Genomic DNA, 23,881 nt, shown 5'->3' on the forward strand with positions numbered 1-23,881 from the left:
CCATGATCGCTCCGCTGCCCCTCGCCCGCCAAGCCTGTCGCTCGGCCGGCCTGCTCGCCCTCCTCGCCACCCTGGCCAACCCGGCCGCCGCGCAGGAGCGGCCGATCCACGGCCCGGCGCCGGTCCTGACGGTCGGCGCCGCGGAGGCGGCCTCGACCCGCCGCGTCGAGCTGACCGCCGGACGCTCGGTGATCGTGGACCTGCCGCGGGACGCCAAGGAGGTGTTCGTGGCCAACCCGGCGGTCGCCAACGCCGTGGTCCGCTCCACCCGGAAGGTCTTCGTGATCGGCATGGCCGACGGCGCGACCTCGATCTTCATCATGGATGCCGAGGGCCGCCAGATCGCCGCCCTCGACGTGACGGTGGCCCGCGACCTCAACCTCGGCACCCTCCGCGAACTGCTCAACCAGAGCATCCCGGGCGGGCGGTTCGACGTGCGCTCCTCCGGGGCCTCGGTCCTGCTGTCGGGCTCGGTCAATTCCTCGGCGGATGCCCAGCAGGCGATCGACATCGCCAACGCCTTCGTCGGGCTGGGGACCTCGGGTGCGGCATCGGGCGCGCCGAGCGGCGGCGTCGCGGCCGGCGCCCGGGGCACGGTGATCAACAACCTCTCCATCCGCAACAAGGATCAGGTGATGCTGCGCGTCACCGTGGTGGAGGTGTCGCGCAACGTCCTGAAGCAGTTCGGCATCAACCTGAACGGCAACTGGTCGGCCCTGAATCCGCTCGGCAACGCATCCAACATCCCTTCGCTGAACAACCAGCTGCCCTTCCCGATCACCGGCGGGACGACGCCCACCGGCAACCAGATCCAGGCCTCGGTGAAGGCCGGGGGCTTCTCGCTCCAGGCGACCCTGAAGGCCTTCGAGCAGGCGGGGGTCTCCCGGGTGCTCGCGGAGCCGACGCTGACGGCGATCTCCGGCGAGGCCGCCAAGTTCCTGGCCGGCGGCGAGTTCCCGGTGCCCTCGGCGGCGTCGAGCTGCGTCGGCGGCCTGTGCTCGGCCCCCGGCATCACCTTCAAGCCCTACGGTGTCGCCCTGAGCTTCACGCCGGTGGTGCTGGCCGACAACCGCATCTCGATCCGCGTCGCCACCGACGTGACCGAGATCGATCCCCAGACCAGCTTCAACTACACCAACGACGGCGTCACCACCGCCATCCCGGGCACGCGGGTCCGCCGCTCGGAGACCACGGTCGAATTGCCGTCCGGCGGCGTGATGATGACCGCCGGCCTGATCCAGCAGGTGAACAAGCAGGCGATCTCCGGCCTGCCCGGCCTGATCAACCTGCCGATCCTCGGCGCCCTGTTCCGCTCCCGGGACTACCAGCGCATGGAGACCGAGCTGATGATCATGGTCACCCCCTACATCGCCCGGGCGATGGAGCCGAAGCAGGTCAGCCGGCCCGACGACAACTTCGTCGACGCCACCGACGGCCAGGCGGTGCTGCTCGGCCAGATCAACCGCCTGTACGGCAAGGTCGCCCCCACCGGCGCGGCCCCGCTCGGACAGAGCTATCGCGGCCGCGTCGGCTTCATCGTCGAGTAGCGCCTTCCAGGATCGGATCCATGATCGGACGCCACCCGCCTGCCCGGCCGACGGCCCGCCAAAGCCGCCTCGCCCCCCTGGTCGCCGCCTGCGCGCTCGGGGCGCTGGCGGCCGGCTGCAACAGCCATCCGACCGCCACCACCGGGTCGATCGAGGTCTCGGATTACCGCGCCCGGCACCCGATCGTCCTGACCGACGGCACCCGCAGCCTCGACGTGTTCCCGACGGGCGTCGGCCATCTCGATCCCCGCCAGAGCGCCGATATCGACGCCTTCCTGCTGGAATACCGCCGCTACGGGCGTGGAATCCTCTTGATGGAGGTCCCCCGCGGCGGGCCGCCGGCCCAGGCTGCGGCCGCCGAGCGCACCGCGGCTGCCCTCACCCGGCTGGCCGGGCAGGATCGCGTCGGCCCCCGCGAGATCGCGGTCAGCGCCTACGCCGTGGCGGCCCCGAGCCTCGCCGCGCCGATCCGGCTGAGCTTCCAGCGCATGCAGGCGAAGGTGTCCGATGCCTGCGGGCTCTGGCCCCAGGACACCGGGACCAGCAACTTCGCGCTCGATTACAGCAATCGTCCGATGTGGAACCTCGGCTGCGCCACGCAATCGACCGTGGCCGCCCAGGTCGCGGACCCCGTCGACCTCGTGCGCGGACGGCCCGAGGGCCGCATCGACACGGTCAAGCGGGTCCGGGACATTGGCCAGTTGCGCGAAGGCAAGGATCCATCAACCACATGGCGGCAAGATGGGCAGACCGACGTGAAATCGCAGGTCGCCCAATAGGCTGGCCGCCCGGTCAGCCTCATCTAACCCGACGCCGCACCCCGAACGCGAACCTGAAAGTGCCGTCATGGCCGACCTGTCCGAGACAGCCGAGCGCACGATTGCCCCGGTGCCCCGGATCACCATCCAGGCGTTCTGCGAGACCAGCGAGACCGCCGCGATGATCGAGGGGGCGGCCCTCGACCGGCGCATGCAGAAGGCGCAGGTCAAGGTCCGGATGGGTGGCGGCGCCGCCGCCATCGAGGCCTACCGCCACGCGCCGACGCCCAACGTCGTCCTGATCGAGACGCAGGGCCCGCGCTCGAAGCCGGTCGAGTGCCTCGACGCCCTGGCCGAGGTCTGCGACGAGGGCACCCGCGTCCTCGTGATCGGACACCTCAACGACGTGATCCTCTATCGCCAGTTGATCCAGCGCGGGGTGTCCGACTATCTGATGGCGCCGGTCGATCCACTGACCCTGATCGCGGCGATCTCCGACCTGTTCACGGCCCCGGGCGTGAAGCCGGTGGGTCGGACGGTGGCGGTCTACGGCGTGAAGGGCGGCATCGGCGCCTCGACGGTGGCGCACAATTTCGCGTGGTCGGTGGCCCGCAGCCAGGGCGTCCAGACGGTGATCGCCGATCTCGACATCGCCTTCGGCACCGCTTCGCTGAACTTCAACCAGGACCCGCCCCAGGGCATCGCCGAGGCGGTGTTCGCCCCCGAGCGGCTGGATTCGGCCCTGGTCGAGCGGCTGCTGTCGAAGTGCAGCGACACCCTGAGCCTGCTCTCGGCGCCCGCGAGCCTCGACCGCACGATCGACCTGTCGGAGCCGGCCTTCGACGCCCTGATCGAGTACCTGCGGGCGAGCGTGCCCTGCGTCGTGCTCGACGTGCCGCACCAGTGGAACGCGTGGTCGAAGCGCGTCCTCACGGCGGCCGACGAGATCCTGATCGTCGCAGGGCCCGACCTCGCCAGCCTGCGCAACGCCAAGAACATCCTCGGCGCGCTCAAGCACGGGCGCCCGAACGACGCGCCGCCGCGGATCCTGCTCAACGGCGTCGGCGTGCCGAAGCGCCCCGAGATCGGCACGCCCGAATTCGCCAAGACCCTGGAGGCTCCGGTCGCGCTGACGATCCCGTTCGAGCCCGCTCTGTTCGGCACCGCCGCCAACAACGGCCAGATGGTCGCCGAGATCCAGGCCGGCTCGAAGGTGGCGGAGCTGTTCAACGACCTCGCCGCCCTGACCCTCGGACGCCCGGAGACCCGGCGCAGCGGTCGCGGGAGCCTGCTGGAGCCGCTGCTCGCGAAGTTCGCCGGCACGAAGCTCGGCGGCATTAAGCTCGCCGGCGGAAAGGCCTCGTGATGTGGCCCGACCGCGCCCCGGAGCCGGCCCATGTTCGGTAGACGCCAGATCGGCGGCGCGGCCGCCCCCGCGCCGCTCCAGAAGACCCAGGCTGCCCCGCCGCCGGCCCTGTCCCCGCGCGACGCCGCACCCGCGCCCCGGCGGCCGGAGCCGACCACCCCCGTGGTGGTCGAGACCGTGCGGTCCGAGGACTATTATCGCACCAAGAGCCTGATCTTCGGCGCCCTGATCGAGGCGATCGATCTCACCCAGCTTTCCCGCCTCGACGCCGAGACGGCGCGCGAGGAGATCCGCGATATCGTCACGGAGATCATCGGGCTCAAGAACATCGTCCTGTCGATCGCCGAGCAAGAGGAGTTGCTCGACGACATCTGTAACGACGTACTGGGCTACGGCCCGCTGGAGCCCCTTCTCGCCCGCGACGACATCGCCGACATCATGGTCAACGGCGCCAACCGGACCTTCATCGAGGTCAACGGCAAGATCCAGCTCACAAGCGTCCGGTTCCGCGACAATCAGCAGTTGATGAACATCTGTCAGCGGATCGTCAGCCAAGTCGGCCGGCGCGTCGACGACGCCTCGCCGATCTGCGACGCGCGCCTGCCGGACGGGTCCCGCGTCAACGTGATCGCGCCGCCGCTCGCCATCGACGGCCCGGCGCTCACCATCCGTAAGTTCAAGAAGGACAAGCTCACCCTGGAGCAGCTCGTCCGCTTCGGGGCGATCTCGCCCGAGGGCGCGGAGGTGCTGAAGATCATCGGCCAGTCGCGCTGCAACGTGGTGATCTCGGGCGGCACGGGCTCGGGCAAGACCACGCTGCTCAACTGCCTCACCGCCTTCATCGAACTCGACGAGCGGGTGATCACCTGCGAGGACGCGGCGGAACTCCAGCTCCAGCAGCCCCACGTGGTCCGCCTGGAGACGCGCCCGCCCAACATGGAGGGCCAGGGGCAGGTCACCATGCGCGACCTCGTGAAGAACTGCCTGCGCATGCGGCCCGAGCGGATCATCGTCGGCGAGGTGCGCGGGCCGGAGGCCTTCGACCTGCTCCAGGCGATGAACACCGGCCACGACGGCTCGATGGGCACGCTCCACGCCAACAGCCCGCGCGAGTGCCTGTCGCGTATCGAATCGATGATCTCGATGGGCGGCTTCACCCTGCCGTCCCGGACGCTGCGCGAGATGATCTGCGGCTCGATCGACGTGGTGATCCAAGCCATGCGCCTGCGCGACGGCTCGCGGCGGATCACCCACATCACCGAGGTGCTCGGCATGGAGGGCGACGTCATCACCACCCAGGATATCTTCCTCTACGACATCGTCGGGGAGGACGCGAACGGCAAGCTGGTCGGGCGGCACCGCTCGACGGGCATCGGCCGGCCGAAATTCTGGGAGCGCGCCCGCTACTACGGCCTGGAGCGAAGGCTCGGCGAGGCGCTCGACGCTGCCGAAGTCGTCGACCGGAGCTGAGCGCATGCCGGGCCTCTCGCCGAACCTCGCCGCCATCGGCGCTTCGAACCTGCCGGTCGTCGCGGGCCTGATCGGCATCGCGGTGGCGGCCATCGCCTACGTGGCGGTCCTGCCCCTGCTCGACGGCGAGCGCCGGGCGAACAAACGCCTGAAGGCGATCGGCGTCTCGCCGACCGGGGCGGCCCTGCGCGGCGTGCAGGTCAACCGCCGCGAGCAGGTCGCCAAGACGCTGAGCGAGATCGAGGCGAAGGCCAAGGGCGCCTCCAAGGCGACCGTGGAGCTGAAGCTCGCCCGCGCGGGCCTCGATTGGACGAAGCGGACCTTCTACATGGCCTCGGCCGTCAGCGCCGTGGTCGCCGGGCTGCTGCTCTTCACGATCACCGAAAGCCCGATCGCGGGGCTCGGCGCCGCCTTCGCGGGGGGCTTCGGCCTGCCGGCCTGGCTGCTGCGCCGCATGCGGCTCAAGCGGATCGCCAAATTCAACAAGGAACTGCCCAACGCCGTCGACGTGGTGGTGCGGGGCATCCGCACCGGCATCCCGGTCGGGGATTGCTTCCGCATGGTCTCCCGCGAGGCCGAGGAACCGGTCCGCAGCGAGTTCAGGACCGTGGTGGAGACCCAGGCGCTCGGCCTGTCGCTCGGCGAGGCGGTGACGCGCCTGTTCGACCGGGTGCCGACGCCCGAGGTCAACTTCTTCGTGATCGTGATCAACATCCAGCAGCAGTCGGGCGGCAACCTGTCGGAGGCGCTGAACAACCTCTCCACGGTGTTGCGCGACCGGGCCAAGATGCGCGGCAAGATCCAGGCGATGAGCATGGAGGCCAAGGCCTCGGCCTCGATCATCGCATGCCTGCCCTTCGGGGTCGCGGGGATCACCACCCTGACGAGCCCCGACTACATCTCGCTGCTCTGGACGACCGATATCGGCAAGATCGCGCTCGTCGGCGCCGCGATCTGGATGTCGATCGGCGTCTTCACCATCAAGAAGATGATCGCCTTCGACTTCTGACAGCCTGTTTGACGCCACCCTGTCCCTCGGAGAACGTTCACGATCGGTGGATCTCCCATCCCCACCCTCATCCTGAGGTGCCCGCGTCAGCGGGCCTCGAAGGAGGGCTCCAGGGATCGCCCGGCTGGCTGGATGGCTCCTTCGAGGCCTCCGCTGCGCTCCGGCACCTCAGGATGAGGGCAAGGATTGGGATGCACCGAGTCGCAGGATATTCCTCGCCACGCAGGCCGTAAGGCCGACCCATTACCGGATCCGGTCCCATGATCGACGACATCGCCGCGAGACTGTTCGATCCCCGGTTCATGGGGACGCTGCTGACCGCCGTCGCGGCGGCCGCGACCGCCTTCGCGGTGGCGCAGCCGTTCTTCGAGACCGACAAGCTCGAGAAGCGGATGAAGCTCGTGGGCGACGAGCGCGAGCAGATCCGGCGGCGCGAGCGCGCCAAGGGCAACCAGGCCGCGACCCGGGGCACGCTGCGCGTCGAGCCCAAGGCCTACATGAAGTCGATCGTCGAGCGCTATCAGCTCCAGCGCTGGCTCGCCACCGGCTCGGCCAAGCGCAAGCTGATGCAGGCCGGCTATCGCGGCCAGGGGGCGGAGACCGCGTTCCTGTTCTTCCGCCTCGTCGTGCCGGTCGCCTCGGTGATCGGCGCGCTGTTCTACCTGTTCGTGCTGGAGGCGCTCGACGCCTCGTACCTGATGCGGTTCGGGCTGGTGATCGGCGCCGCCTATGCCGGCATCAAGGCGCCGGAGCTGTTCCTCGTCAACGCGGCCAAGAAGCGTCAGGCCGAGATCCGCAAGGCTTGGCCGGACGCCCTCGACCTGACCCTGATCTGCGTCGAGTCCGGCATGGCGATCGAGCACGCCTTCCGAAAGGTGAGCACCGAGATCGCCACCTCCTCGGTGGTTCTGGCCGAGGAACTCGCCCTGATGACGGCCGAGATGTCGTTCCTGCCGGACCGGCGTCAGGCTTACGAAAATCTCGTGCTGCGCACGGGGCTCGACCCGGTGAAGGCCGTGGCGACCGCCCTGATCCAAGCCGAGCGCTACGGCACGCCGGTCGGGCAGGCGCTTCGCGTGCTCGCGCAGGAGAGCCGCGACCACCGCATGACCGAGGCCGAGAAGAAGGCCGCCGGTCTGCCGCCCAAGCTCACGGTGCCGATGATCCTGTTCTTCCTGCCGGTGCTGTTCGTCGTCATCATCACCCCGGCCGTCATTCAGATCATGCGGACGCAGTGACGGACGGGCGAACCGCTCGGCTCAGCGGATGCGGCCCGGACGGGTCGGCTCGAACACGATCCGGCGGTGATAGGCGCACCAGCTCTTGCCGTCGGCCACCGGAGCGCCGCAACAGATCGCCCGGTCGTTCGGTTCGCCGATGATGTACTTGCACACGAAGGCCCCGGACTGCGCGAAGGGCACGCGCAGGTCGGCCGACGGCTCCTTGACGGTCTCGGCCTCGCCGATCTGGGACATGCGAACGAGTTGATTCATGGTGTCGATCGGCTCAATATCATCCTGCTCGGTGGGGCCTGAGGCCCCGGCAGACGGTCGGGTGAGACGCCTCTCCGGCACCGACCCCGCGGACACCCGGGGCGGCTCGCGCGATGCCGGCCTCTATTGGCCGGCGCGATCGGCGTCATCGTGTTGTCGTAACTGGGGTTACAGCAATTTAAAACAAGACCAACCTGCGCCCTCTGCATCGGAGCACGGTGCAGGATGCGTAGCTCGCCGCAGGGGGCGCCCGTTCGATTGGCATTCGCCGGGCTGACGAAACGACCTGGACCCTCCGAATCGGCGATCCTCCGGACGTGCAAGCCGGATCGACCTGTGGTTTGGTGCGGGCTCCCGCGACCAGAGCCGGACCCGCCGCCCATGGACCACGCGCCCCTCGTGTCACCCGATTGGCTGCACGACCGCCTCACCGCCCCCGACCTCGTGATCCTCGACGCCTCCTGGTATCTGCCGGCCGCCGGCCGGGACCCCGAATCCGAGTTCCGCACGGCCCACATCCCCGGTGCCCGGCGCTTCGACCTCGACGCCATGAGCGACACGGAGTCGAACCTGCCGCACATGCTGCCCAGCCCGGAGGTGTTCGCCGCGCGGATGCGGGCGCTCGGTGTCGGCGACGGGCAGCAGATCGTGGTCTACGACGGCATGGGTCTGTTCTCGGCGCCGCGGGTCTGGTGGATGCTCAAGGCCTTCGGGGTGCGCGATGCGCTGGTGCTCGACGGCGGGCTGCCGGCCTGGATCGCCGCAGGTTACCCCATCGAGGAGGGCGAGCCGCATCCGCGCGAGCGCCGGCACTTCACCGCCCGCCTCGACCACGGCGCGGTGGCGGATGCGGACGACGTTGCCCGCGCCCTGGCGAGCGGCTCGGCTCAGGTGGTCGATGCCCGCTCGGCCACGCGTTTCCGCGGCGAGGAGCCGGAGCCGCGCCCCGGCGTCCGGCCCGGCCATATGCCGGGCGCCTGCAACCTGCACTACGCAGCGCTGCAGCGCGACGGCCGGATGAAGAGCCCGGACGAGCTGGCCGCGGTCTTCGCGGAGAACGGCGTCGATCCGGACCGGCCGATCGTGACCACCTGCGGCTCCGGGGTGACGGCGGCCATCATCGCGCTGGCCCTGGAGACGATGGGTCGCCCCGCCCGCGGCCTCTACGACGGCTCCTGGTCCGAATGGGGCGCGGACCCGGCCCGCCCGGTCGCGACGGGCGCCCCCTAGCGCGACCCCGGTTCGGGTTTCCAAGGGGCTCAGCCCTTTGGTGGGGTGTCGGGGTGAACCCCGACGAACGGATCCGATGCCGGGCTCCGCCCTGAACCCGCGACAGGTCTCGGCTTTTCGAAACCGGGACTTACGCCGCCCGCACCATGCGGCGCTTGTCAGCGGCGCTCCACTGCATCAGGCCGACCATGATGGCGATGGTGGCCACGTAGACCAATCCCTGCAGGGCCGTCGGCCGATCGGTGTAACCGACGAGAGCGTGCAGGATGCGGCCCGGCCAGGAGTTCTCGGCGATCACGCCCGAGCTGTTCCAGAGGGTGTGGCCGAGGATGTCGACGACGCCGGCATTGGCCAGAAACTGCGCGGCCTGCGCGGCGAGGCCCGCGGCCAGGAAGATGATCAGCACGCTCGTCACCGAGAACACGTAGCGGCTCGGGATCGACGCCAGCCCGAAATAGGTCACCGCCGAGAGCAGCGCGCCCGCCCCGATGCCGGCCACGGCACCGAACTGGATATCCGCCCCCGAGGTGCCCGAGGCCACGAGGCCGTAGAGGAACAGCACCAGCTCGGCGCCCTCGCGCAGGATCGCGGCGCCGATCACGATCGACAGGGCGGCGGCCTCGCGCTCGCCCGAGCGGACCGCCGCGCCGGCTGCGCGCAGCTCGCCCGCCAGTTCCTTGCCGTGCTTGCTCATCCAGGTGTTGTGCCAGACCAGCAGCAGCACCGCGACGATCAGCACCGCGGCGTTCAAGATGTCCTGCCCGCTGCCCTCGAAGGCATCGGAGATCTTCTCCGCGAACAGGGCGACCAGACCGGCGCCCGCGAGCCCGCCCGCGATGCCCAGGAGCACCCAGCGCATGCGGCCGGGGATGCCGCGGGTCGCCGCCAGCACGATCGAGATGATGAGGCCCGCCTCGATGACTTCGCGGAAGGCGATGACGAAGGCGCCGATCATGGCGGTCTCCAGAACTTTCGAGGTGTTGCGTGACGGCGCGCGGACCGCGCTACCAGATCCAGAACATGAGCACCCAGTTGACCACCGACAGGGCCGCCGCACCGGCGATGCAGGTCGTGGCCGCCGCGCGCCGGATCCCGCCGGCGCCGAGGCCGGCCACCCGCCACGCGAGCCAGACGCTCCACAGGCTCGCCCCGGCGAGCAGACCCGCGCGCATCTCCGGCACGTAGGGGATCACGATGCCATCGCCGCGCAGGAACGTGACGGTGAGCGCCGAGAGACCCAGGAAGACGCCGCAGCCCGCCACCGGGATCAGCGTCTGCGTCAGATGATGGAAGCGCCGGAGCGACCAGCCCCCGAGGGACACGGTCGCCAGCGCCACGATCCCCGACAGGGCGAGGCCGAGGATCACCGTCGCCGCGCCGATATAGGCCAGGAGCAGCCCGCCATCGAGCAGGGTCATGACGTCGCTGCGGTCCGGATAGTTCGTCAGCACGAACCAGGGCGCGGACATCTCCAGCGGCCAGGTCACCCCGCGCTCGATGAGCCAAGTGGCGGCCCATTGCTTGGCCGCGACGTACCAGGGGCTCGCCGACCACTGGAACGCGCCGACCGCCAGGGCCAGCATGCCGAACAGGATCAGCACGGTCTGGTCGAGGTCCGGCTCGGTGCCGGCCACGTGCACGATCTCGTGGTTGGGCGAGCGCAGGGCGAGACGCACCGCCCCGCGATGGTTGCTGCACCGCCCGCACATGTGACAGGACCCGGCGCCGCGCATCGTCCTGACCGGCACGAGCGGCGCGCAGTTGAACGCCTCGCTGCCCCGGGCGGGCTTGGGCGAGGCCGCCCAGGCGGCGCGGTCGACTTGGAAGCTGATCGGCGCGAGCTTCGACAGCACCGCGAACACGCCGTTGACCGGGCAGAGATAGCGGCACCAGACCCGCTTGTTGCGCCCGTAGAGCAGCCCCACGACGATCGCCGCCGCGGTCGAGCCGCCGAGCACCGCCAGGACCGGCTTCGGATAGCCGTACACGCTGGTCATCTGGCCGTAGACCGTGGTGCCGGCAAACGCCAGGAACGGCCAGCCCTGCCACGTGATCCAGCGCGGCACGGCATAGCCGCGGCTCCAGCGGCTGGCGAACTCGCTCAGCGCGCCCTCCGGGCAGAGCACGCCGCACCACGCCCGGCCGACCAGCACCATGCTGAGCAGCACGAACGGCCACCAGATCCCCCAGAAGGCGAACTGCGCGGCAAGCGTCAGGTTGGTCCAGATGTGGGCGGCGTTGTCGGGCAGCGGCAGCACCGCGGGCACGATCACCAGCACCGCGTAGACGGCGATGATCAGCCACTGAACGGACCGGATCACCCAGCCGTAGTGGCGCATCGCATCGCCGAACGCGGCGAGACGCGCGTCGATCCAGGCGCGGCGCGCGGGGCCGGAGGCGGCGGGCAGGGCCGTAGGCGCTGTCGTCGACGCGCTCATTTGGCCACCAGGGTCGCCTTGGCGTCGGGGTGGAAGTCGTCGAACACCTGATAGGTGCCGGCATCCAGGGTGCGAAACACGATCGCCGAGGTCGACCCCGCGGAGAGGGCCTTCTCGCGCTTCAGCTCCGTGCTCTCGAATTCGACGGGCGACTGGCCGGTATTCGAGATCTCCAGCTTGAACCGGGTGTTGGCTGGCACCTCGATCACCGCCGGGAGGATCACGCCGTCGCGCATCTCCACCTTGATCACCGGCATGTCGTCCGCGCGCGCGGGCTCGGCCGCACAGGCGGCGAGCAGCAGGGCGACGAAGCGGGCAAGACGCGGCGGGCGGGTCACGAACAGCTCCGAGCTCTCAGTAGGCGCCTTTCTTGCCGACCCCGGCGAAGGTGAAGTCCTGCACCACGTCGAACGGCTCGAACCACGGGCCGACACCCGTCTCCTTGTCGACGTGGCGGCCGAAATGACTGTCCTTGCCGGGGGGGGCGACGGTGACCGTCAGGCGATAGCGGCCGGGGCCGAACAGCTTGACGTTGTCGCCGTAATGCGGCCCGTCATTGGCGACCATCGGCATCAGCATCCCGGCGGCCTTCTGGTCGGTCGGCTTGTCACCGTCGAGCTTCACCGCCTCGAAATGCACGTCGAGGGCTGGGACCCAGTCGCCCTCTGCGAAGCCGTTGCGGTTGTCCTTGGCGGCGCGGATATCCGTTTCGAGATGGATGTCCGACTGCGCGGCGGCGCGCATCATGCCGGCGGGCTCCATCTCGATCGGCTGCAGGTACACGGCCGCGACCTCCAGCCCGTTGCGCGTCACGTGCGGGCCGATCGGCACCTCCTTGGCCGCGGCGGATCCCGCGATCACGAGGGCGGCGGCTGCGGCGAGGCCGCGGAAGAGCGATGGGGCGGTGGAGGCGCGCATGCCTCAGCACATAGACTCCCGCGGCAGAAGTTCAAACAGGAATCGCACCACCATCAAATAATAACAATTCTAATCTGAAAACGTTCTAAGGTGATGTCTTCGTATTTCTTAGTCTCGATCCCGCATTCGTGCGATCATAACCTGCCCGGCAAAGACTTTTCGCGCGTCTGTGACCGCCCGGTTCTTGACCAATTTGCAGAACTCGGGATCGTCATGCAACTGCCATGCTGAGGGCCGAGAACGTGGCCGACGAACGGAAACCGCGCCGCCACCCCTGCGACACCGTGTTCGCAGCCCCCGCGCGCCCTGGCTTAGGCGACGGCGCGCCTGATTTGAGCAAACGCCCTGTTGTTGCTGCGAGTCGCATGAGAACCCGTTCCGCGCCCCGGGCGCAAACGCAAATCCGATCCCGACTCGCGGTCCTGACCCAGGCGACGGCGCTCATGCTGGTCATCGCCCCCGCGGGCGCGGCCGATCTCGCGGCACCGCGTCCGGTGGCGGAAGCGTCGGCCTATACCGACTGGTCGGGCGGCTATGTCGGCCTCGAAGGCAGCGCGGGCGGCTCCTACGGGGCCTACACGTTCGGCCCGACGACGATCGGCGGACGGCCGGTCCCGGCGTTCAAGAGCGGCGACGCGACCGGCCGCAGCGACCAGGGGCGGAACGCCACCACGGCGGTGGGCGGGCTGTTCGGTGGCTGGACCTGGCAGGCGGGCCCCTGGGTCTACGGCGTCGAGGCCAGTCTCGATGCGGCGAACCTGAAGCGGCCGGTCCCCTCGACCATCGCGGGCTTCGGCTACGCGGACGTCGACCCGGCCTTCAACATCGTGCGCGCCAAGACCGAGCTCTACGGCACCTTGCGCGCGCGGCTCGGCTACAGCTTCGACCGCTACCTGATCTACGGCGCCTTCGGCCTCGCCGGTGCGAACGCGCGCTTCCTGGCGACCTATCCGGACCTCGACACGGGCGGCCAGACCACGGCCCAGCGGGAACTCGGCTATCTCGGCTTCACCCTGGGCGCGGGCGTGCAATACGCCGTCACCGACCATCTCGCCCTCGGGATCGACTATCGCTACATCGATCTCGGCGGCAGCCGGCGCTTTCCGCTGGGCGTCCTGCCCGGCGATGCGGGCGGCCCGGTCTCGACCCGGGCGAGCTTCACGTCGAACCAGATGTTCCTGCGGTTGATGTGGTTCCCGGACGGGCTGACGGTGCCGCCCGACCCCGACGAGACCGCCCCGCACGATCCCGACAACGGCGATACCGGCCGCTTCTCGCTGCACGGGCAGACGACCCTGATCGCGCAGGGGGTGCCGGGTTTCCGCTCGCCCTACGCGGGGGCGCAGAGCCTGATTCCGCACCAGGCTCGGCAGACCACCACCGCCACGATCTTCCTCGGGCTCAAGCTCACCGACACGACGGAGGTCTATTACAACCCCGAGTTCAGCCAGGGATTCGGCCTGTCGCGGACGCTGGGCGTGGCGGGCTTCGTCAACGGCGAGGCGCAGAAGGCCGGCGCCCCGTTCCCGAAGCTGCGCTCGAACCGCTACTACGTGAAGCAGACGATCAACCTCGGCGGCGAGACCGTGGAGGTGCCGGACGGGCCGAACCAGGTCGCCACCCGCTACGATGCCGAGCGGATCACGCTGATCGCCGGCAAGTTCGCGCTGGGCGACTTCTTCGACGGCAACATCTACGCGCACGATCCGCGGGTGGACTTCTTCAACTGGTCGCTCTGGGGCTCCTCGGCCTGGGATTTCCCGGCCAACCTCCCCGGCTTCACGCAGGGGGTCTATGCCGAGTTCAACCGGCCCGAACTCGCGATCCGCGCCGCCTACACGCAGGTGCCCAAGGAACCGTCGAGCGACGTGCTCGACCCGCGGGTGTTCCGCCGTGCCGGGCTCAACGCCGAGTTCGAGCAGCGCTACGTCCTGCCGTGGCTGGACCAGCCGGGCAAGCTGCGGTTCGGGCTGTTCTCGAATGTCGGCGTCTCGGCCGACAACCGGGAGAGCGTCACGCTCACGCAGCTCGGTTTCTTCGACAACGCCAGCGATGCCGCCACCGCGACCCGGCGCCCCCGCCGCAAGACCGGCGGCTACATCAACCTGGAGCAGGCGCTGACGCCCGAACTCGGCCTGTTCGCCCGCGCCAGCCTGAACGACGGCCGCACGGAGAACATCTCCTTCACCGACATCGACCAGAGCTTTTCCGGCGGCCTGTCGCTGAAGGGCAAGGCCTGGGACCGGCCGGACGACACGATCGGGATCGGCGCCGCGATGAACGGGCTCTCGCCGTCGCACCGGGCGGCCTTCGCGGCGGGCTTCTACGGGCTGCTGATCGGCGACGGGCAGCTCAACTACGGCACCGAGCGGGCGCTGGAGACCTACTACGCCCTGAACCTGACCAAGTTCGTGACCCTGACGTTCGATTATCAGTTCATCGACAACCCCGGCTACAACCGCGACCGTGGGCCGGCGCATTTCTTCGCGTCGCGGCTGCACGCGGATTTCTGATCGCAGCGGGTGATACGGCATCCGGCTGAAGGACGCGGAAGCGCAGCCGTCCTTGCGAGCGGAGCGAAGCAATCCATTCCGCGCAACGCCGGCAAGCGTCGCGCTGCCCGCGGTCACTTCGCTTCGCGCGTGATGACGGATAGGGCACCTGAACCGAAGGTTTCATCCGGCAGCCGTGTCAGTCGACAACGTCCATCGCCGTAACCCCGAAGATATCCTCGAACGCCGCCCGCAACTGCATGTCCACCTCGGCCAGGCTCACCGGCAGGCCGAGATCGACCAGGCTCGTCACGCCGTGCTGACGCACCCCGCAGGGCACGATCCCGTCGAAATGCGAGAGATCCGGCTCGACGTTCAGGCTGATGCCGTGAAAACTCACCCAGCGGCGCACCCGGATGCCGATCGCCGCGATCTTGTCCTCGACCTCCGGTCCCTTCTCGGGGCGGCGCACCCAGACGCCGACCCGGTCCTCCCGGCGCTCGGCGCGGACGTTGAAGGCCGCGAGCGTCGCGATCAGCCACGCCTCCAGGCTCGCCACGTAGGCGCGCAGGTCGCGGCTGCGGCGGTCGAGGTCGAGCATCACGTAGGCGACCCGCTGGCCGGGCCCGTGATAGGTGTATTGCCCGCCCCGCCCCGTGGCGTGGACCGGGAACCGGTCGGGCGTCACGAGATCCTCGGGCCGGGCCGAGGTCCCGGCCGTGTAGAGCGGCGGGTGCTCCAGCAGCCAGACGCATTCGGGCGCCGCGCCGCGGGCGATCGCCTCGACCCGCGCCTCCATCCAGGCGATGGCGGCCTCGTACCCGACGGGCGCGTCGCTCACCCGCCAGGCCACCGGCCCCGCGACCGGATCGGAGCCGGTCCGCTTCGGGAAGGCATGTGGACTGACCGTGAGGCGCAGCGCGTTTACCAAGGGTTCACCATCCTGCGTCGATGGTCGAAGCCTTCAACATCCGCGGCCGGCGCTTGCAAGAGCACGGCCGCGAGACGGGATGGCAGGCTGTGGCGGTCTTCGAGACGCTGAAGGTCGATCTGACGGTGGTGCTGGGCCGCACGCGCATGCCGCTGCACATGCTGCTGCGCATGGGCCGCGGCGCCGTGATCGAGCTGGAGGCCAGCGACAGCGACATGGTCGAGATCCTGGCCAACCACCATCCGATCGCCCGCGGGCAGATCGTGGTGACGGGCGACCGGATTTCCGTGGAGATCGTGGAGCTGATCCGCAAGGCGGCCTCGATCGTGGAGCCCGGCGCCAGCATCGGCGACGGCGCGGCCTCGCTTCTGGAGACTGGCTACGACTCCGCGTGAGCGGCTGCAGCAGCACATCCTACTGCTGCACTCGGTGCCGAGGACCGTCCGGATGGCCAGCGCGAGGGCGCTTGCCCGCCGGCGATGATCGTCCGGCGACAGGTGCAGCCCATCCTCCCCATGGGCCGCCCCACCGATGGCTGATGCGGCGTCGACGCAGGGCAGGCTGGCCTCCGCGCCGCGCTTGCGCCGACGCGGTGAGTGAGGCGCTTGTCGACGGCGGAGTGATCTGTTATCCGCTGCGCCGCCGACACCGAAGCGGCCTCCGGGAAATCCCGCAGGCCGCCACTGTCGAGCGAGCGGACACGGATCGTCGCGTCCGATGCGGCCATGGCGGAATTGGTAGACGCGCTAGCTTGAGGTGCTAGTCCCGCGAGGGGTGGAGGTTCGAGTCCTCTTGGCCGCACCAGCTTCTTTTTACTGGTGATTTAGATCTGGCGGCGGTTTGCGGACTTGGCACCGCAACCACGGTTTGCAGGTCGGTTTGCAGCAGCTGTTCTTTTTGAGTTCCGCGGCCGGTCACGAGCTGCGTATCGAGCTGGATAGGAAGTTACCTCGTAGGCATAGCTACGGTCGTCATTGCGTGCGTCTTCATCGGCCAGGGCCCCACCGTGAAAACGTTGGAGTTCTCCATGGAAAAACTGCACGTGAAGTTAGAGGTGCACGGTGAGGGCGCTCGTGTGGGGCCTTGGCCTACCAAGCCGCATCAGTGACGACGCAGCGAAGCCGCTAAGGTAAATTCCTGACCAGATGAGCGTTGGGGTTCGACTCCCCACCCCACACCAATCAAGCCGTGTTCCGCCGGTGGGCGTTGAGCTTCACGATCGCGCCCCGCGCTAGGTCCTTCGTCCGCGCCAGGTACACCTCAATGATGCGGTTCACCGACGCCACGGTATGGCCGGTGATCGCTGCGATCTCCTGCGGCGTGCAGCCGGCCTCGGACAGCATGGTCACGGCCGTCCCGCGCAGATCGTGGAAGTGCAGGTCATCGCCGATCGCCGCCTTTCGGTAGGCGAGTGCCCAGGCGTTCTTGAACGCGTCATCCGTCCAAGACACGCCGCTCGGCCGGGTCAGCACCGTGGTCGCCCGGCGCGGCGCCGCGTCGAGCGATCGCTTCAGCGCGTCCGTGCACGGGATCCAGACCGCCCTCCCCGTCTTGCCCTGGCGCAGCGAGATCGCCTCGCCGTCGTAGGCCGACCACGGCAGACGTAGCAGGTCGCCGCGGCGCTGGCCGGTGTGCAGCGCCAGGTCGAGCGCGAGTTGCAGCTCGGCCGAGGCCGCGCCAGCGAACGCCGCAACGTGGTTCGGAAGCCAGATCAGCTCGGCCCGGTCCGAGCGGTACGCGCGCTCGAACGTATCGATCGGGTTGAGCTCGATCAGGCCGCGCCCCAGCGCCCATGAGAATACGCGCTGGAGCGCGGCCATCTTGTTGTCGGCCGCCCGCGGGTGCGTCTCCGCCATCTCGTCGTGCCAGCCGAGGAAGATCGGCCGGCTCTTGCGGTTCTGGACGTGGACGATCGGCGTGTCGCCCCAGCGATCCTCGACGGCGCGTAGGTTCAGCCGGCCGATCTCCTTCGTTGAGTCGGCAAGCTTCCGCCATTGGTGCGAGCTGCAGTACTGCCGGATCAGGCCGGCCACCGTGTCGCTCTCCGGCGGGCGCGTCGGCTTCTTCTCGGCCTCGTGCCAAGCGGCCACGAACGCCGGCGAGCCGGGCTCCCCGGGCAGCTTCGTGTTCGTGCGGCGGTGGTAGAAGTGCGTGCTGTAGGAGCCGTCCGCGAGCTTGCGCCGGACCTTATTGATGCCCTTGAGCTCCACGCGCATTTCGCCGCGCCCAGTCTTCGAATGAGGAGGCGGCATCCTTCGTGAGTCCCGACAGGTGATCAAGGGCGGCGTCGATTGCCTTGCGGTCCCACCGATGGGTGCCCGGGATCGGGCCGGGCACGATGCGGCGCTTCACCCACGTTTGAAAGGCATCCACGGATTCGCAGCCGCAGTACTCGGCCGCCTGCTCGGCCGTCAGGCCGCGCTTGGGGATGTTCAGCGGCAGCGGCACCGACGCACGCGAGCGGGGCATGGTCTACTCGGCCGCGCCGAGGCGCGCGGCGTCGCGGGCGATCGACAGCGACAGCGCCTCGCACCGCCAGTCGTAGCTGGCTTCATCGACTTCCGGCATGTGGGTGAGCAGAACCCGGGCCTTGGCAGCGAGGCCGGCCGGTGTCCGCGCGTCCATCCCCGTCACGAGCTCGAGGAGCTGCATGGACCGGGCGAAGGTGCCGGGTGGGTTGTCGTGATGGGTCGCCTCTGAAAGGGCTGTGGCCGTGCGCTCTTCGGCGATCGCCGCCTCGGCCAGCGGGATCAAGGCGGAGTCGTGGGAAAAGGCGGGCGCGGGCGGCGGCTCGCGGCCGGGAAGCGCCCTGCCTCGCCAATCGACGCCAGCGAGGCGGAACAGGCCGTTGCAGACGAAGCGGAGATACCGGCCGTCCGGACCTACTATCTCGGTGGTATCGTCCCAGCACTCTTCGGCGACCAGAGCCGCGGCGTGGGCGAGGACCAGGACGCCTGTGATCGATTGCGGCTCCTGCGCGAAGATCTGGTCCGCGACCGCCTTCACGTCCTGAAAGAGGCGCTGCCCTGTTGCCAAAGCCTCCTTGTAGTCCGGATCGGCGCTGGTGACCTCCGCGTCGCGATCGTAGGCGAGGTAGGGACGGGCGGCGACTTCGAGCTCGGAGGCGAGGGCGAGGAGTTGGGTGTCGGGCTGAAGTAGTCCTGACCTCGGTACAGCTTGGAACCCAGGCGCTGGCATCACCTGCAGCATGGCGCTCTCCATCCTGATGACGGCGCCGAACCTCTGCTTTTTGCGTTAGTCTGTCAATGCAAAATGCATTGATCTAGCTGCCGGGCTCTACGTCAAACTCGATCCCCTGCATGAGCGTCGTTACTCTGTCTTTATTAAGCTTATTCAGCTCTCGCACAGCTGCTGTGGTTAGTATAGTGGAAACAAAAGACACTTTTTCGACTTGCTCATCCCTGCGCGTTTCGAATGTCGGCCCCTCCAAGTCGAAGCGACCATTTTTCCTACCGCGTTGCAACGTTCTTAAAAAATAATTGCCACCCTTGATTTTGCATACGCAAAGGCACCCGATGTGGTCTTCGTCGGGAGGCGTAAAATTTCGTTCAATAGTAATATGCCATTCTCTATCGGCTATCCCTCGCGCTAGATTGCCGGCAACGACAATGTACGCTAAGGGTCTATCAGAAATTCTTGGATAAGTTAGCCAATTGGTATTCATCGCTTCGACAACACCGTCCAATCGGCCTTCGGGGTGAAATCCGGCTAGTCCGAAGTACGGGACGAGTTGGTTTTCGAGGTCTTCTTGCTCGTCCCCGTATATCAGCCAAATGACCGTAACACCGAACGCTTTTGCGTACCGTTCAAGCTCACTCTCTTTCACCCCACGAAGGCCATTTTCGTGACCTGCGTACGTCCCATAGGGAACCCCTAGTCGTCGCGCAGCCTGAGCGGCCGACGGAAACCCAGCATTTATGCGCGCCCAGCGGAGGCGCTCGCTTTTCGTGGCAAGCTTGAGCATCCGTGCAATCTGCATAATTTCACTCTGCAAGTCGCACGGAATTGGTTGACGTGCCTCATGCAATGTGCAGAGCTTCTCTGCATGGAGTCCGCCCGTCAAATTGTTGATGCGTTCGGGAATGCGCAGCTTGCCGCAGCCCTTGATGTGCCTGTGGGGACCGTGAGCGCATGGAAGTCCCGAGGGGCAATTCCTCATGCATATTGGCGTAAAATCGAAGCTGAAGCCCGCAAGAGGAAGATTAAGAGCATCAGCTACGATCTGCTTGAGCGCATATCTCCTACGCGAAAGCCGAGATCTAAGCATGCGACCGCTATAGCGGAGCATGCCCGGTGAACGGCTCTTTAGTATCCCGCCTTCATCAGCGTGAGGGCTGCCGCCGCAATCACCTGCCGTACGTCACGGCTAAGGCTTGGCTCCCGCGCCAAGTCGTCCAGGGCGTTGGCTGCCAGCTCAAGCGCGCTGCGCTCAGCATCGAATTGGACCGCCGGCCGTGCACACTCGCCAAAGTTGATGCGGCCGGCGGTCCTCATGTCCAACCTCCGCAGGTAACCGAGCTCCATCGTTCCCGTCTCCCGCCGTGGTCGAAGGCATTCGACCACAGGAGCGGGCCCCGATGTCGGGAGAGTCACCCAAGAGCTTGGGAATCTCACCCAAGGGCGGTCGCGGCATGATCGGCGCGAAGGCAGAGGCCCGCGAGCTCGTGTCGCTGATCGCCGGCCCGGTGCGGCTCGGCGACAACGTGAAGGCCGTCCTGTCCCGCGTGGCGGAGGCGACCGGCCTCGGCGATCGGCGCGTGCGCGGGATCTGGAACGGGGAGGCGCGGACGATCCGGGCCGAGGAGATGGATCGGCTTCGCGCGGCGGCGCGGCAGGCCCGCGCAGTCGAGGACGCCCAACATGAGCTCGTCACCCTCCGCGCCCGGCTCGCCGCCTGTGAGGCCGCCCTTCGCCTTCCGGCCGCGGACCTTGTTGGCCCGTGCGCTGATGCGGTGGGCGCAGCGGCTGGCGCTTCGCATCGCCCCCTGGATCGCGCCGGACGCGGGCTGACCGTGCCGGCCGTAGGACGCTCCCTCACGTGACGCCCGGGGCGTTCCTCGCCCCCGATTCAGTTCCGACTACCACTCCGATTCGGGCACTGATCCTCGCCTGCATGCCGACGCCCTCGAAGCTGTCGCCTCGCCAGATCCGCGACCTCTGGAAAAGCCTCGCACCGGCGAAGCGGGCCGAGGCAGCGGCACGCAAAGGACGGGTCGGGAAAACCGGGCAATTGCCCGCAGGTCCGAGGCCCGAGACCGGCCGCTTGCGCGACGTGATCGCGAACATGAGCGGTGTCACCGGCCGGACCGTCGAGAAGTGCATCGCCGTGTACGAGGCGGCCGAGCGCGACCCCGAGCTGTTCGGCGAGGTGGTGGCCTACCTGGAGCGGTCGGAGAACTTCCACGACGCGCATAACCGCATGAAGCGGGTCGCGGACATCGATCGGGTCCGGCGCCTCGCGCCGACCCAGGGGCTGTTCGCCACCGTCATCCTCGACCCGCCCTGGCAGGACGAATCGGTATCGGAGAACCAGAGACCGCCCTACGCCACCATGACGGTGGAGGAGATCGCGGCCGTACCGGTCCCGAGCTGGATCGGCGATCAGGCCCACATCTACTGCCATGCGCCAGGTCCGTGGGTGCCGACCGCGGCCGAGCTGCTGGAGAGGTGGGGCTTCTCCTACAAGCAGCTTCTCACTTGGCGGAAACCGCGGATCTCGATGGGCCGATATTTCAGGCCCATCGGCGAACACATCCTGTTCGGTACGCGCGGCGGCCTGATGCTGGCGCGCCAGGATCTCGCGACCATCTTCGAAGGCCCGGCAGGATCCCACAGCGAGAAGCCGGACGCCTTCTACAGCCTCGTGCGTGAGGCGAGCCCTGGCCCGTACGGCGAGGCCTTCCAGCGCCAAGCCCGGGAAGGGTTCGTAAACCTGTACGGGCCCGCGCCGGCCAGCGAGGCTGCCGCATGAGGGCGCCGATCGCCGCGCACCTGCGCCGCCACGCCAGACCGATCCCGCGCGGCCCCCCGCGCCGGGCCGGATCTTGAGCTCGTGCTCTGCCGCGCCTGACGGCTGAACAGCGCACCGCCGCGCCACACCCGTCGTCGCAACTCGCCAGCCCCGCGCATCCGCGTCGGGGCGAACGCTGAGACATTGCCTGAGCCTCCGCCTCCGATCAACCGGCCCGACCGCCGCGCGACCCCTCGTGCACGGAACGGCGAAGCTATGTCTCGTGAGGGCACCATGGTCATACGCATGGTCAATCGCAGGCGCGCCGCGCTGCGGCCTGTCGTCATCGATGCCGAGATCCTGGACCTGCCGCGGCTCTCGCCGGCGGCCCTCGGGATCTACGTCGTGATCGCCGCGGCCCGCGGCGGCATCCGGCGCCAGGAGTTGCTGGACCGCTACGGCGAGAACGTCGGCGCTCTCGACGCCCGGCTGACTGAGCTCAAGCGGCACGCCCTGATCAAGGACGCCGGCCGATGAGCGTCGAAGTCATCAGCCACGTCATGCGCCTGGACATCCCCGATGGGGTCGCCAAGCTCGTGGCCTTCGTTCTCGCGGACTACGCCAACGCTGAGACCGGGCATGCCTGGCCGAAGCTTGAGACGCTGGCGCGCAAGTGCTCGCAGTCGGTCCGCACCGTCCAGCGCAAGATCCGCCTGCTCCAGAAAATGGAGGTCCTGAAGGTCCATCGGCAGGACAGCGCGACGGGTCGACAGCGGGAGAACCTATACGTCTTCCGCCTTCCCTGGGTGAGCGAGTCCGACGACGGCGCCGCTGGATCTGGACCGGACCAGGCGGCGTCCCGAACCTCCGAAAAGAGGGGTGACAGAGGGTCACCCCAGGGTGACGCACAGTCACCCGTCGAGCCCGGTTCTGTCACCCCCATGGGTGACACGCCTGTCACCCCCGAGGGTGACACTGCTGTCACCCCTAGAGGAATCCCCCAGAAGGAATCCGTCAAAGGGGAATCCCCCAAGAGAGAGATTCCCAGCGTAGCGCCAGCCCCCCACGCCCGCATACGCGAGCGCGCCCCCGAGGGGGCTCTCCCTCCCCCAGCTGCCCTTTGTCCAAATGATTTCGAGCCTGACGGGAGCCACTACGCGGCGGCCGAGGCGCTCGGGTTCGACGCTGCCTTCGTCCGGCAGACAGCTCGCAGCATGCACGCCTGGTCGCACGCCAACGCACACCGGTCGATCGCTTGGAAGGCCGACTGGCCGCTCGCTTTCGACGGAATCTTGGACCGAGCCCTTCGGGAAGCGGCCGAGAAAGCGTCCCGGAAAGGGCCCAAGCGCTACGCCAACGGTGCCATCGGCCTCTTGCTGGAGCGCATGAATGGGCACGGTCAGGCAGTGCCGGAGGACGTGAGGGCGACCCGCAACGACGAGGCCCGCCGCATGGCCGAGAGCGGGCAATGGCCCCGAGGTGGCAGCGTGTTCGTGGAGAGGGACTCGGCGGAAGGGCGGGCGTGGGAAGAGCACTTCGCCAGATTCGGAACCCAAGCGACCTGGTTATCGCTCGACAAGGGAGTTGGCTGGAATATGCCGGCCCGCTGGCCACCACCGGCAACCTGCGGGACAGAGATTGGCATGGAGCTGCCCGGGTGAGCTGGCACGGAATCGATTTCGAGCTGCTGTGCTGGTCACAGAACCATCGCTTCGGGCCAACCGAGAAGGGTGAGGAGGACGCCTTTTGCGGCCTAGCTGGCTGCTGTGGGGAGCGAACGTCGACGGGTCGCTTTGTAGCCTCGATCCACGATCTGCCTTTCCACATCGGCAGTCCGGACGAAGAGGTGCGGGCACTCGATGGTTTGGCGCGCCGAGGCCTTTTGCGGTGGAGCCGAGAGGAGCCGAATGGACCCTACACAATCGAGCTTCTGCCCGGATCCAACCCGCCCGTGACGCAGGATCAGGCGCTCGATCAAGCCCTGCGAACGCTGTCCCGACTTCGGCCGGACGCTCGGATCCAGCCGGCAGCCGTCCGACTGCTGCTGATGGTCGCCTGGCGGTGCCGGCAGCGGTACGGCCAAATCTTCCAGGCGGACGAACTTATCCGCGCTGCGGAGCTGAGCGGGTCGGACGATCTCGATCAACAACTCGACCTGTTAGAGCGATGCGAAGCCCTTCTGGCCGCACCGTACCCCGTCGAGGGGTGTGTGCAGATCGGCCTCTTGTTCGACTGAAGGATGCGCCGCCTGCCACCAC

26 protein-coding genes and 1 tRNA gene are annotated in these 23,881 nt (G+C 68.3%); 16 read left to right on the forward strand and 11 right to left on the reverse strand.

Annotation, left to right across the window (positions count from 1 at the left end; genetic code table 11):
• Positions 1 to 2 precede the first annotated feature (2 nt).
• The 6 genes from MKK75_RS05545 (at position 3) to MKK75_RS05570 (ending at position 7,388) form a co-directional block, all read left to right on the forward strand.
• Positions 3 to 1,547 carry a type II and III secretion system protein family protein gene (locus tag MKK75_RS05545; RefSeq protein ID WP_244041700.1) on the forward strand — a complete coding sequence of 515 codons (1,545 nt, stop codon included), beginning with the start codon at positions 3 to 5 and terminating at the stop codon, positions 1,545 to 1,547.
• A gap of 20 nt (positions 1,548 to 1,567) precedes the next feature.
• Positions 1,568 to 2,326, forward strand: coding sequence for a CpaD family pilus assembly protein (locus MKK75_RS05550; RefSeq protein WP_244041626.1), 759 nt, complete (start codon positions 1,568 to 1,570; stop codon positions 2,324 to 2,326).
• A gap of 67 nt (positions 2,327 to 2,393) precedes the next feature.
• Entirely contained in the window at positions 2,394 to 3,671 is a 1,278-nt protein-coding gene (locus MKK75_RS05555; protein WP_244041627.1) for a CpaE family protein, read from the forward strand.
• Between the two features lie 30 nt (positions 3,672 to 3,701).
• On the forward strand, positions 3,702 to 5,141 hold the full coding sequence (locus tag MKK75_RS05560) for a CpaF family protein (RefSeq protein WP_244041628.1): 1,440 nt from the start codon (positions 3,702 to 3,704) through the stop codon (positions 5,139 to 5,141).
• Between the two features lie 4 nt (positions 5,142 to 5,145).
• Complete coding sequence (locus MKK75_RS05565) at positions 5,146 to 6,150, forward strand: type II secretion system F family protein (protein WP_244041629.1); 1,005 nt, start codon at positions 5,146 to 5,148, stop codon at positions 6,148 to 6,150.
• Between the two features lie 260 nt (positions 6,151 to 6,410).
• Positions 6,411 to 7,388, forward strand: coding sequence for a type II secretion system F family protein (locus tag MKK75_RS05570; protein WP_244041630.1), 978 nt, complete (start codon positions 6,411 to 6,413; stop codon positions 7,386 to 7,388).
• 21 nt (positions 7,389 to 7,409) lie between these two features.
• Here the strand turns inward: MKK75_RS05570 and MKK75_RS05575 are convergent, their stop codons facing one another.
• Positions 7,410 to 7,643: a GcrA family cell cycle regulator gene (locus tag MKK75_RS05575; protein WP_244041631.1), complete on the reverse strand. Its 234-nt coding sequence runs from the start codon at positions 7,641 to 7,643 to the stop codon at positions 7,410 to 7,412.
• A 381-nt stretch (positions 7,644 to 8,024) separates the two neighbouring features.
• Here MKK75_RS05575 and sseA point away from each other — a divergent pair, with 381 nt between their 5' ends.
• Positions 8,025 to 8,873, forward strand: coding sequence for a 3-mercaptopyruvate sulfurtransferase (gene sseA / locus MKK75_RS05580; RefSeq protein WP_244041632.1), 849 nt, complete (start codon positions 8,025 to 8,027; stop codon positions 8,871 to 8,873).
• A gap of 130 nt (positions 8,874 to 9,003) precedes the next feature.
• On the opposite strand, the gene MKK75_RS05585 is transcribed toward sseA, so the two are convergent.
• Genes MKK75_RS05585 through MKK75_RS05600 form a run of 4 tightly spaced genes read right to left on the reverse strand, consistent with a single transcriptional unit; the run spans position 9,004 to position 12,229 of the window.
• Positions 9,004 to 9,828 (reverse strand): FTR1 family protein, encoded by an 825-nt coding sequence (locus tag MKK75_RS05585; protein ID WP_244041633.1) that lies wholly within the window; start codon positions 9,826 to 9,828, stop codon positions 9,004 to 9,006.
• A gap of 49 nt (positions 9,829 to 9,877) precedes the next feature.
• A complete protein-coding gene (locus MKK75_RS05590) occupies positions 9,878 to 11,311 on the reverse strand; it encodes a 4Fe-4S binding protein (protein WP_244041634.1) in 1,434 nt (477 codons plus the stop codon).
• On the reverse strand, positions 11,308 to 11,649 hold the full coding sequence (locus MKK75_RS05595; RefSeq protein ID WP_244041635.1) for a cupredoxin domain-containing protein: 342 nt from the start codon (positions 11,647 to 11,649) through the stop codon (positions 11,308 to 11,310). The genes MKK75_RS05590 and MKK75_RS05595 overlap by 4 nt, the downstream gene beginning before the upstream one ends.
• A gap of 16 nt (positions 11,650 to 11,665) precedes the next feature.
• The gene (locus tag MKK75_RS05600; RefSeq protein WP_244041636.1) at positions 11,666 to 12,229 is read right to left on the reverse strand and encodes an iron transporter; all 564 of its coding nucleotides are present in this window, start codon (positions 12,227 to 12,229) and stop codon (positions 11,666 to 11,668) included.
• 365 nt (positions 12,230 to 12,594) lie between these two features.
• Between MKK75_RS05600 and MKK75_RS05605 the strand changes: the two genes are divergently transcribed.
• On the forward strand, positions 12,595 to 14,742 hold the full coding sequence (locus MKK75_RS05605; protein WP_244041637.1) for a carbohydrate porin: 2,148 nt from the start codon (positions 12,595 to 12,597) through the stop codon (positions 14,740 to 14,742).
• A gap of 178 nt (positions 14,743 to 14,920) precedes the next feature.
• On the opposite strand, the gene lipB is transcribed toward MKK75_RS05605, so the two are convergent.
• A complete protein-coding gene (lipB, locus tag MKK75_RS05610; RefSeq protein ID WP_244041638.1) occupies positions 14,921 to 15,652 on the reverse strand; it encodes a lipoyl(octanoyl) transferase LipB in 732 nt (243 codons plus the stop codon).
• Positions 15,653 to 15,741: 89 nt separating this feature from the next.
• Between lipB and MKK75_RS05615 the strand changes: the two genes are divergently transcribed.
• A complete protein-coding gene (locus tag MKK75_RS05615) occupies positions 15,742 to 16,047 on the forward strand; it encodes a FliM/FliN family flagellar motor switch protein (RefSeq protein WP_244041701.1) in 306 nt (101 codons plus the stop codon).
• Between the two features lie 324 nt (positions 16,048 to 16,371).
• Positions 16,372 to 16,456, forward strand: a tRNA-Leu gene (locus MKK75_RS05620).
• Between the two features lie 377 nt (positions 16,457 to 16,833).
• Here MKK75_RS05620 and MKK75_RS05625 read toward each other — a convergent pair.
• From MKK75_RS05625 to MKK75_RS05640, 4 genes are all read right to left on the reverse strand, one after another.
• A complete protein-coding gene (locus MKK75_RS05625; protein WP_244041639.1) occupies positions 16,834 to 17,868 on the reverse strand; it encodes a tyrosine-type recombinase/integrase in 1,035 nt (344 codons plus the stop codon).
• Entirely contained in the window at positions 17,840 to 18,121 is a 282-nt protein-coding gene (locus tag MKK75_RS05630) for a hypothetical protein (RefSeq protein WP_244041640.1), read from the reverse strand. The genes MKK75_RS05625 and MKK75_RS05630 overlap by 29 nt, the downstream gene beginning before the upstream one ends.
• Positions 18,122 to 18,124: 3 nt before the next feature.
• Positions 18,125 to 18,862 (reverse strand): hypothetical protein, encoded by a 738-nt coding sequence (locus tag MKK75_RS05635; RefSeq protein WP_244041641.1) that lies wholly within the window; start codon positions 18,860 to 18,862, stop codon positions 18,125 to 18,127.
• Between the two features lie 73 nt (positions 18,863 to 18,935).
• Positions 18,936 to 19,637 (reverse strand): helix-turn-helix domain-containing protein, encoded by a 702-nt coding sequence (locus MKK75_RS05640; RefSeq protein ID WP_244041642.1) that lies wholly within the window; start codon positions 19,635 to 19,637, stop codon positions 18,936 to 18,938.
• An 81-nt stretch (positions 19,638 to 19,718) separates the two neighbouring features.
• Between MKK75_RS05640 and MKK75_RS36315 the strand changes: the two genes are divergently transcribed.
• The gene (locus tag MKK75_RS36315) at positions 19,719 to 19,970 is read left to right on the forward strand and encodes a carph-isopro domain-containing protein (protein ID WP_409567530.1); all 252 of its coding nucleotides are present in this window, start codon (positions 19,719 to 19,721) and stop codon (positions 19,968 to 19,970) included.
• An 8-nt stretch (positions 19,971 to 19,978) separates the two neighbouring features.
• Here MKK75_RS36315 and MKK75_RS05645 read toward each other — a convergent pair whose 3' ends face one another.
• On the reverse strand, positions 19,979 to 20,197 hold the full coding sequence (locus MKK75_RS05645; protein WP_244041643.1) for a hypothetical protein: 219 nt from the start codon (positions 20,195 to 20,197) through the stop codon (positions 19,979 to 19,981).
• Positions 20,198 to 20,250: 53 nt separating this feature from the next.
• Here MKK75_RS05645 and MKK75_RS05650 point away from each other — a divergent pair, with 53 nt between their 5' ends.
• The 5 genes from MKK75_RS05650 (at position 20,251) to MKK75_RS05670 (ending at position 23,859) form a co-directional block, all read left to right on the forward strand.
• Positions 20,251 to 20,715 (forward strand): hypothetical protein, encoded by a 465-nt coding sequence (locus MKK75_RS05650; protein ID WP_244041644.1) that lies wholly within the window; start codon positions 20,251 to 20,253, stop codon positions 20,713 to 20,715.
• Between the two features lie 242 nt (positions 20,716 to 20,957).
• The gene (locus tag MKK75_RS05655) at positions 20,958 to 21,644 is read left to right on the forward strand and encodes an MT-A70 family methyltransferase (RefSeq protein ID WP_244041645.1); all 687 of its coding nucleotides are present in this window, start codon (positions 20,958 to 20,960) and stop codon (positions 21,642 to 21,644) included.
• A 273-nt stretch (positions 21,645 to 21,917) separates the two neighbouring features.
• A complete protein-coding gene (locus tag MKK75_RS05660) occupies positions 21,918 to 22,160 on the forward strand; it encodes a hypothetical protein (protein ID WP_244041646.1) in 243 nt (80 codons plus the stop codon).
• Positions 22,157 to 23,284 carry a helix-turn-helix domain-containing protein gene (locus tag MKK75_RS05665; RefSeq protein ID WP_244041647.1) on the forward strand — a complete coding sequence of 376 codons (1,128 nt, stop codon included), beginning with the start codon at positions 22,157 to 22,159 and terminating at the stop codon, positions 23,282 to 23,284. Before MKK75_RS05660 ends, MKK75_RS05665 begins: the two co-directional genes overlap by 4 nt.
• Positions 23,281 to 23,859, forward strand: coding sequence for a hypothetical protein (locus MKK75_RS05670; protein WP_244041648.1), 579 nt, complete (start codon positions 23,281 to 23,283; stop codon positions 23,857 to 23,859). The genes MKK75_RS05665 and MKK75_RS05670 overlap by 4 nt, the downstream gene beginning before the upstream one ends.
• Positions 23,860 to 23,881 lie beyond the last annotated feature (22 nt).

Origin of the sequence: Methylobacterium sp. J-030 (genome assembly GCF_022829545.1) — a bacterium.
GTDB lineage: Bacteria > Pseudomonadota > Alphaproteobacteria > Rhizobiales > Beijerinckiaceae > Methylobacterium.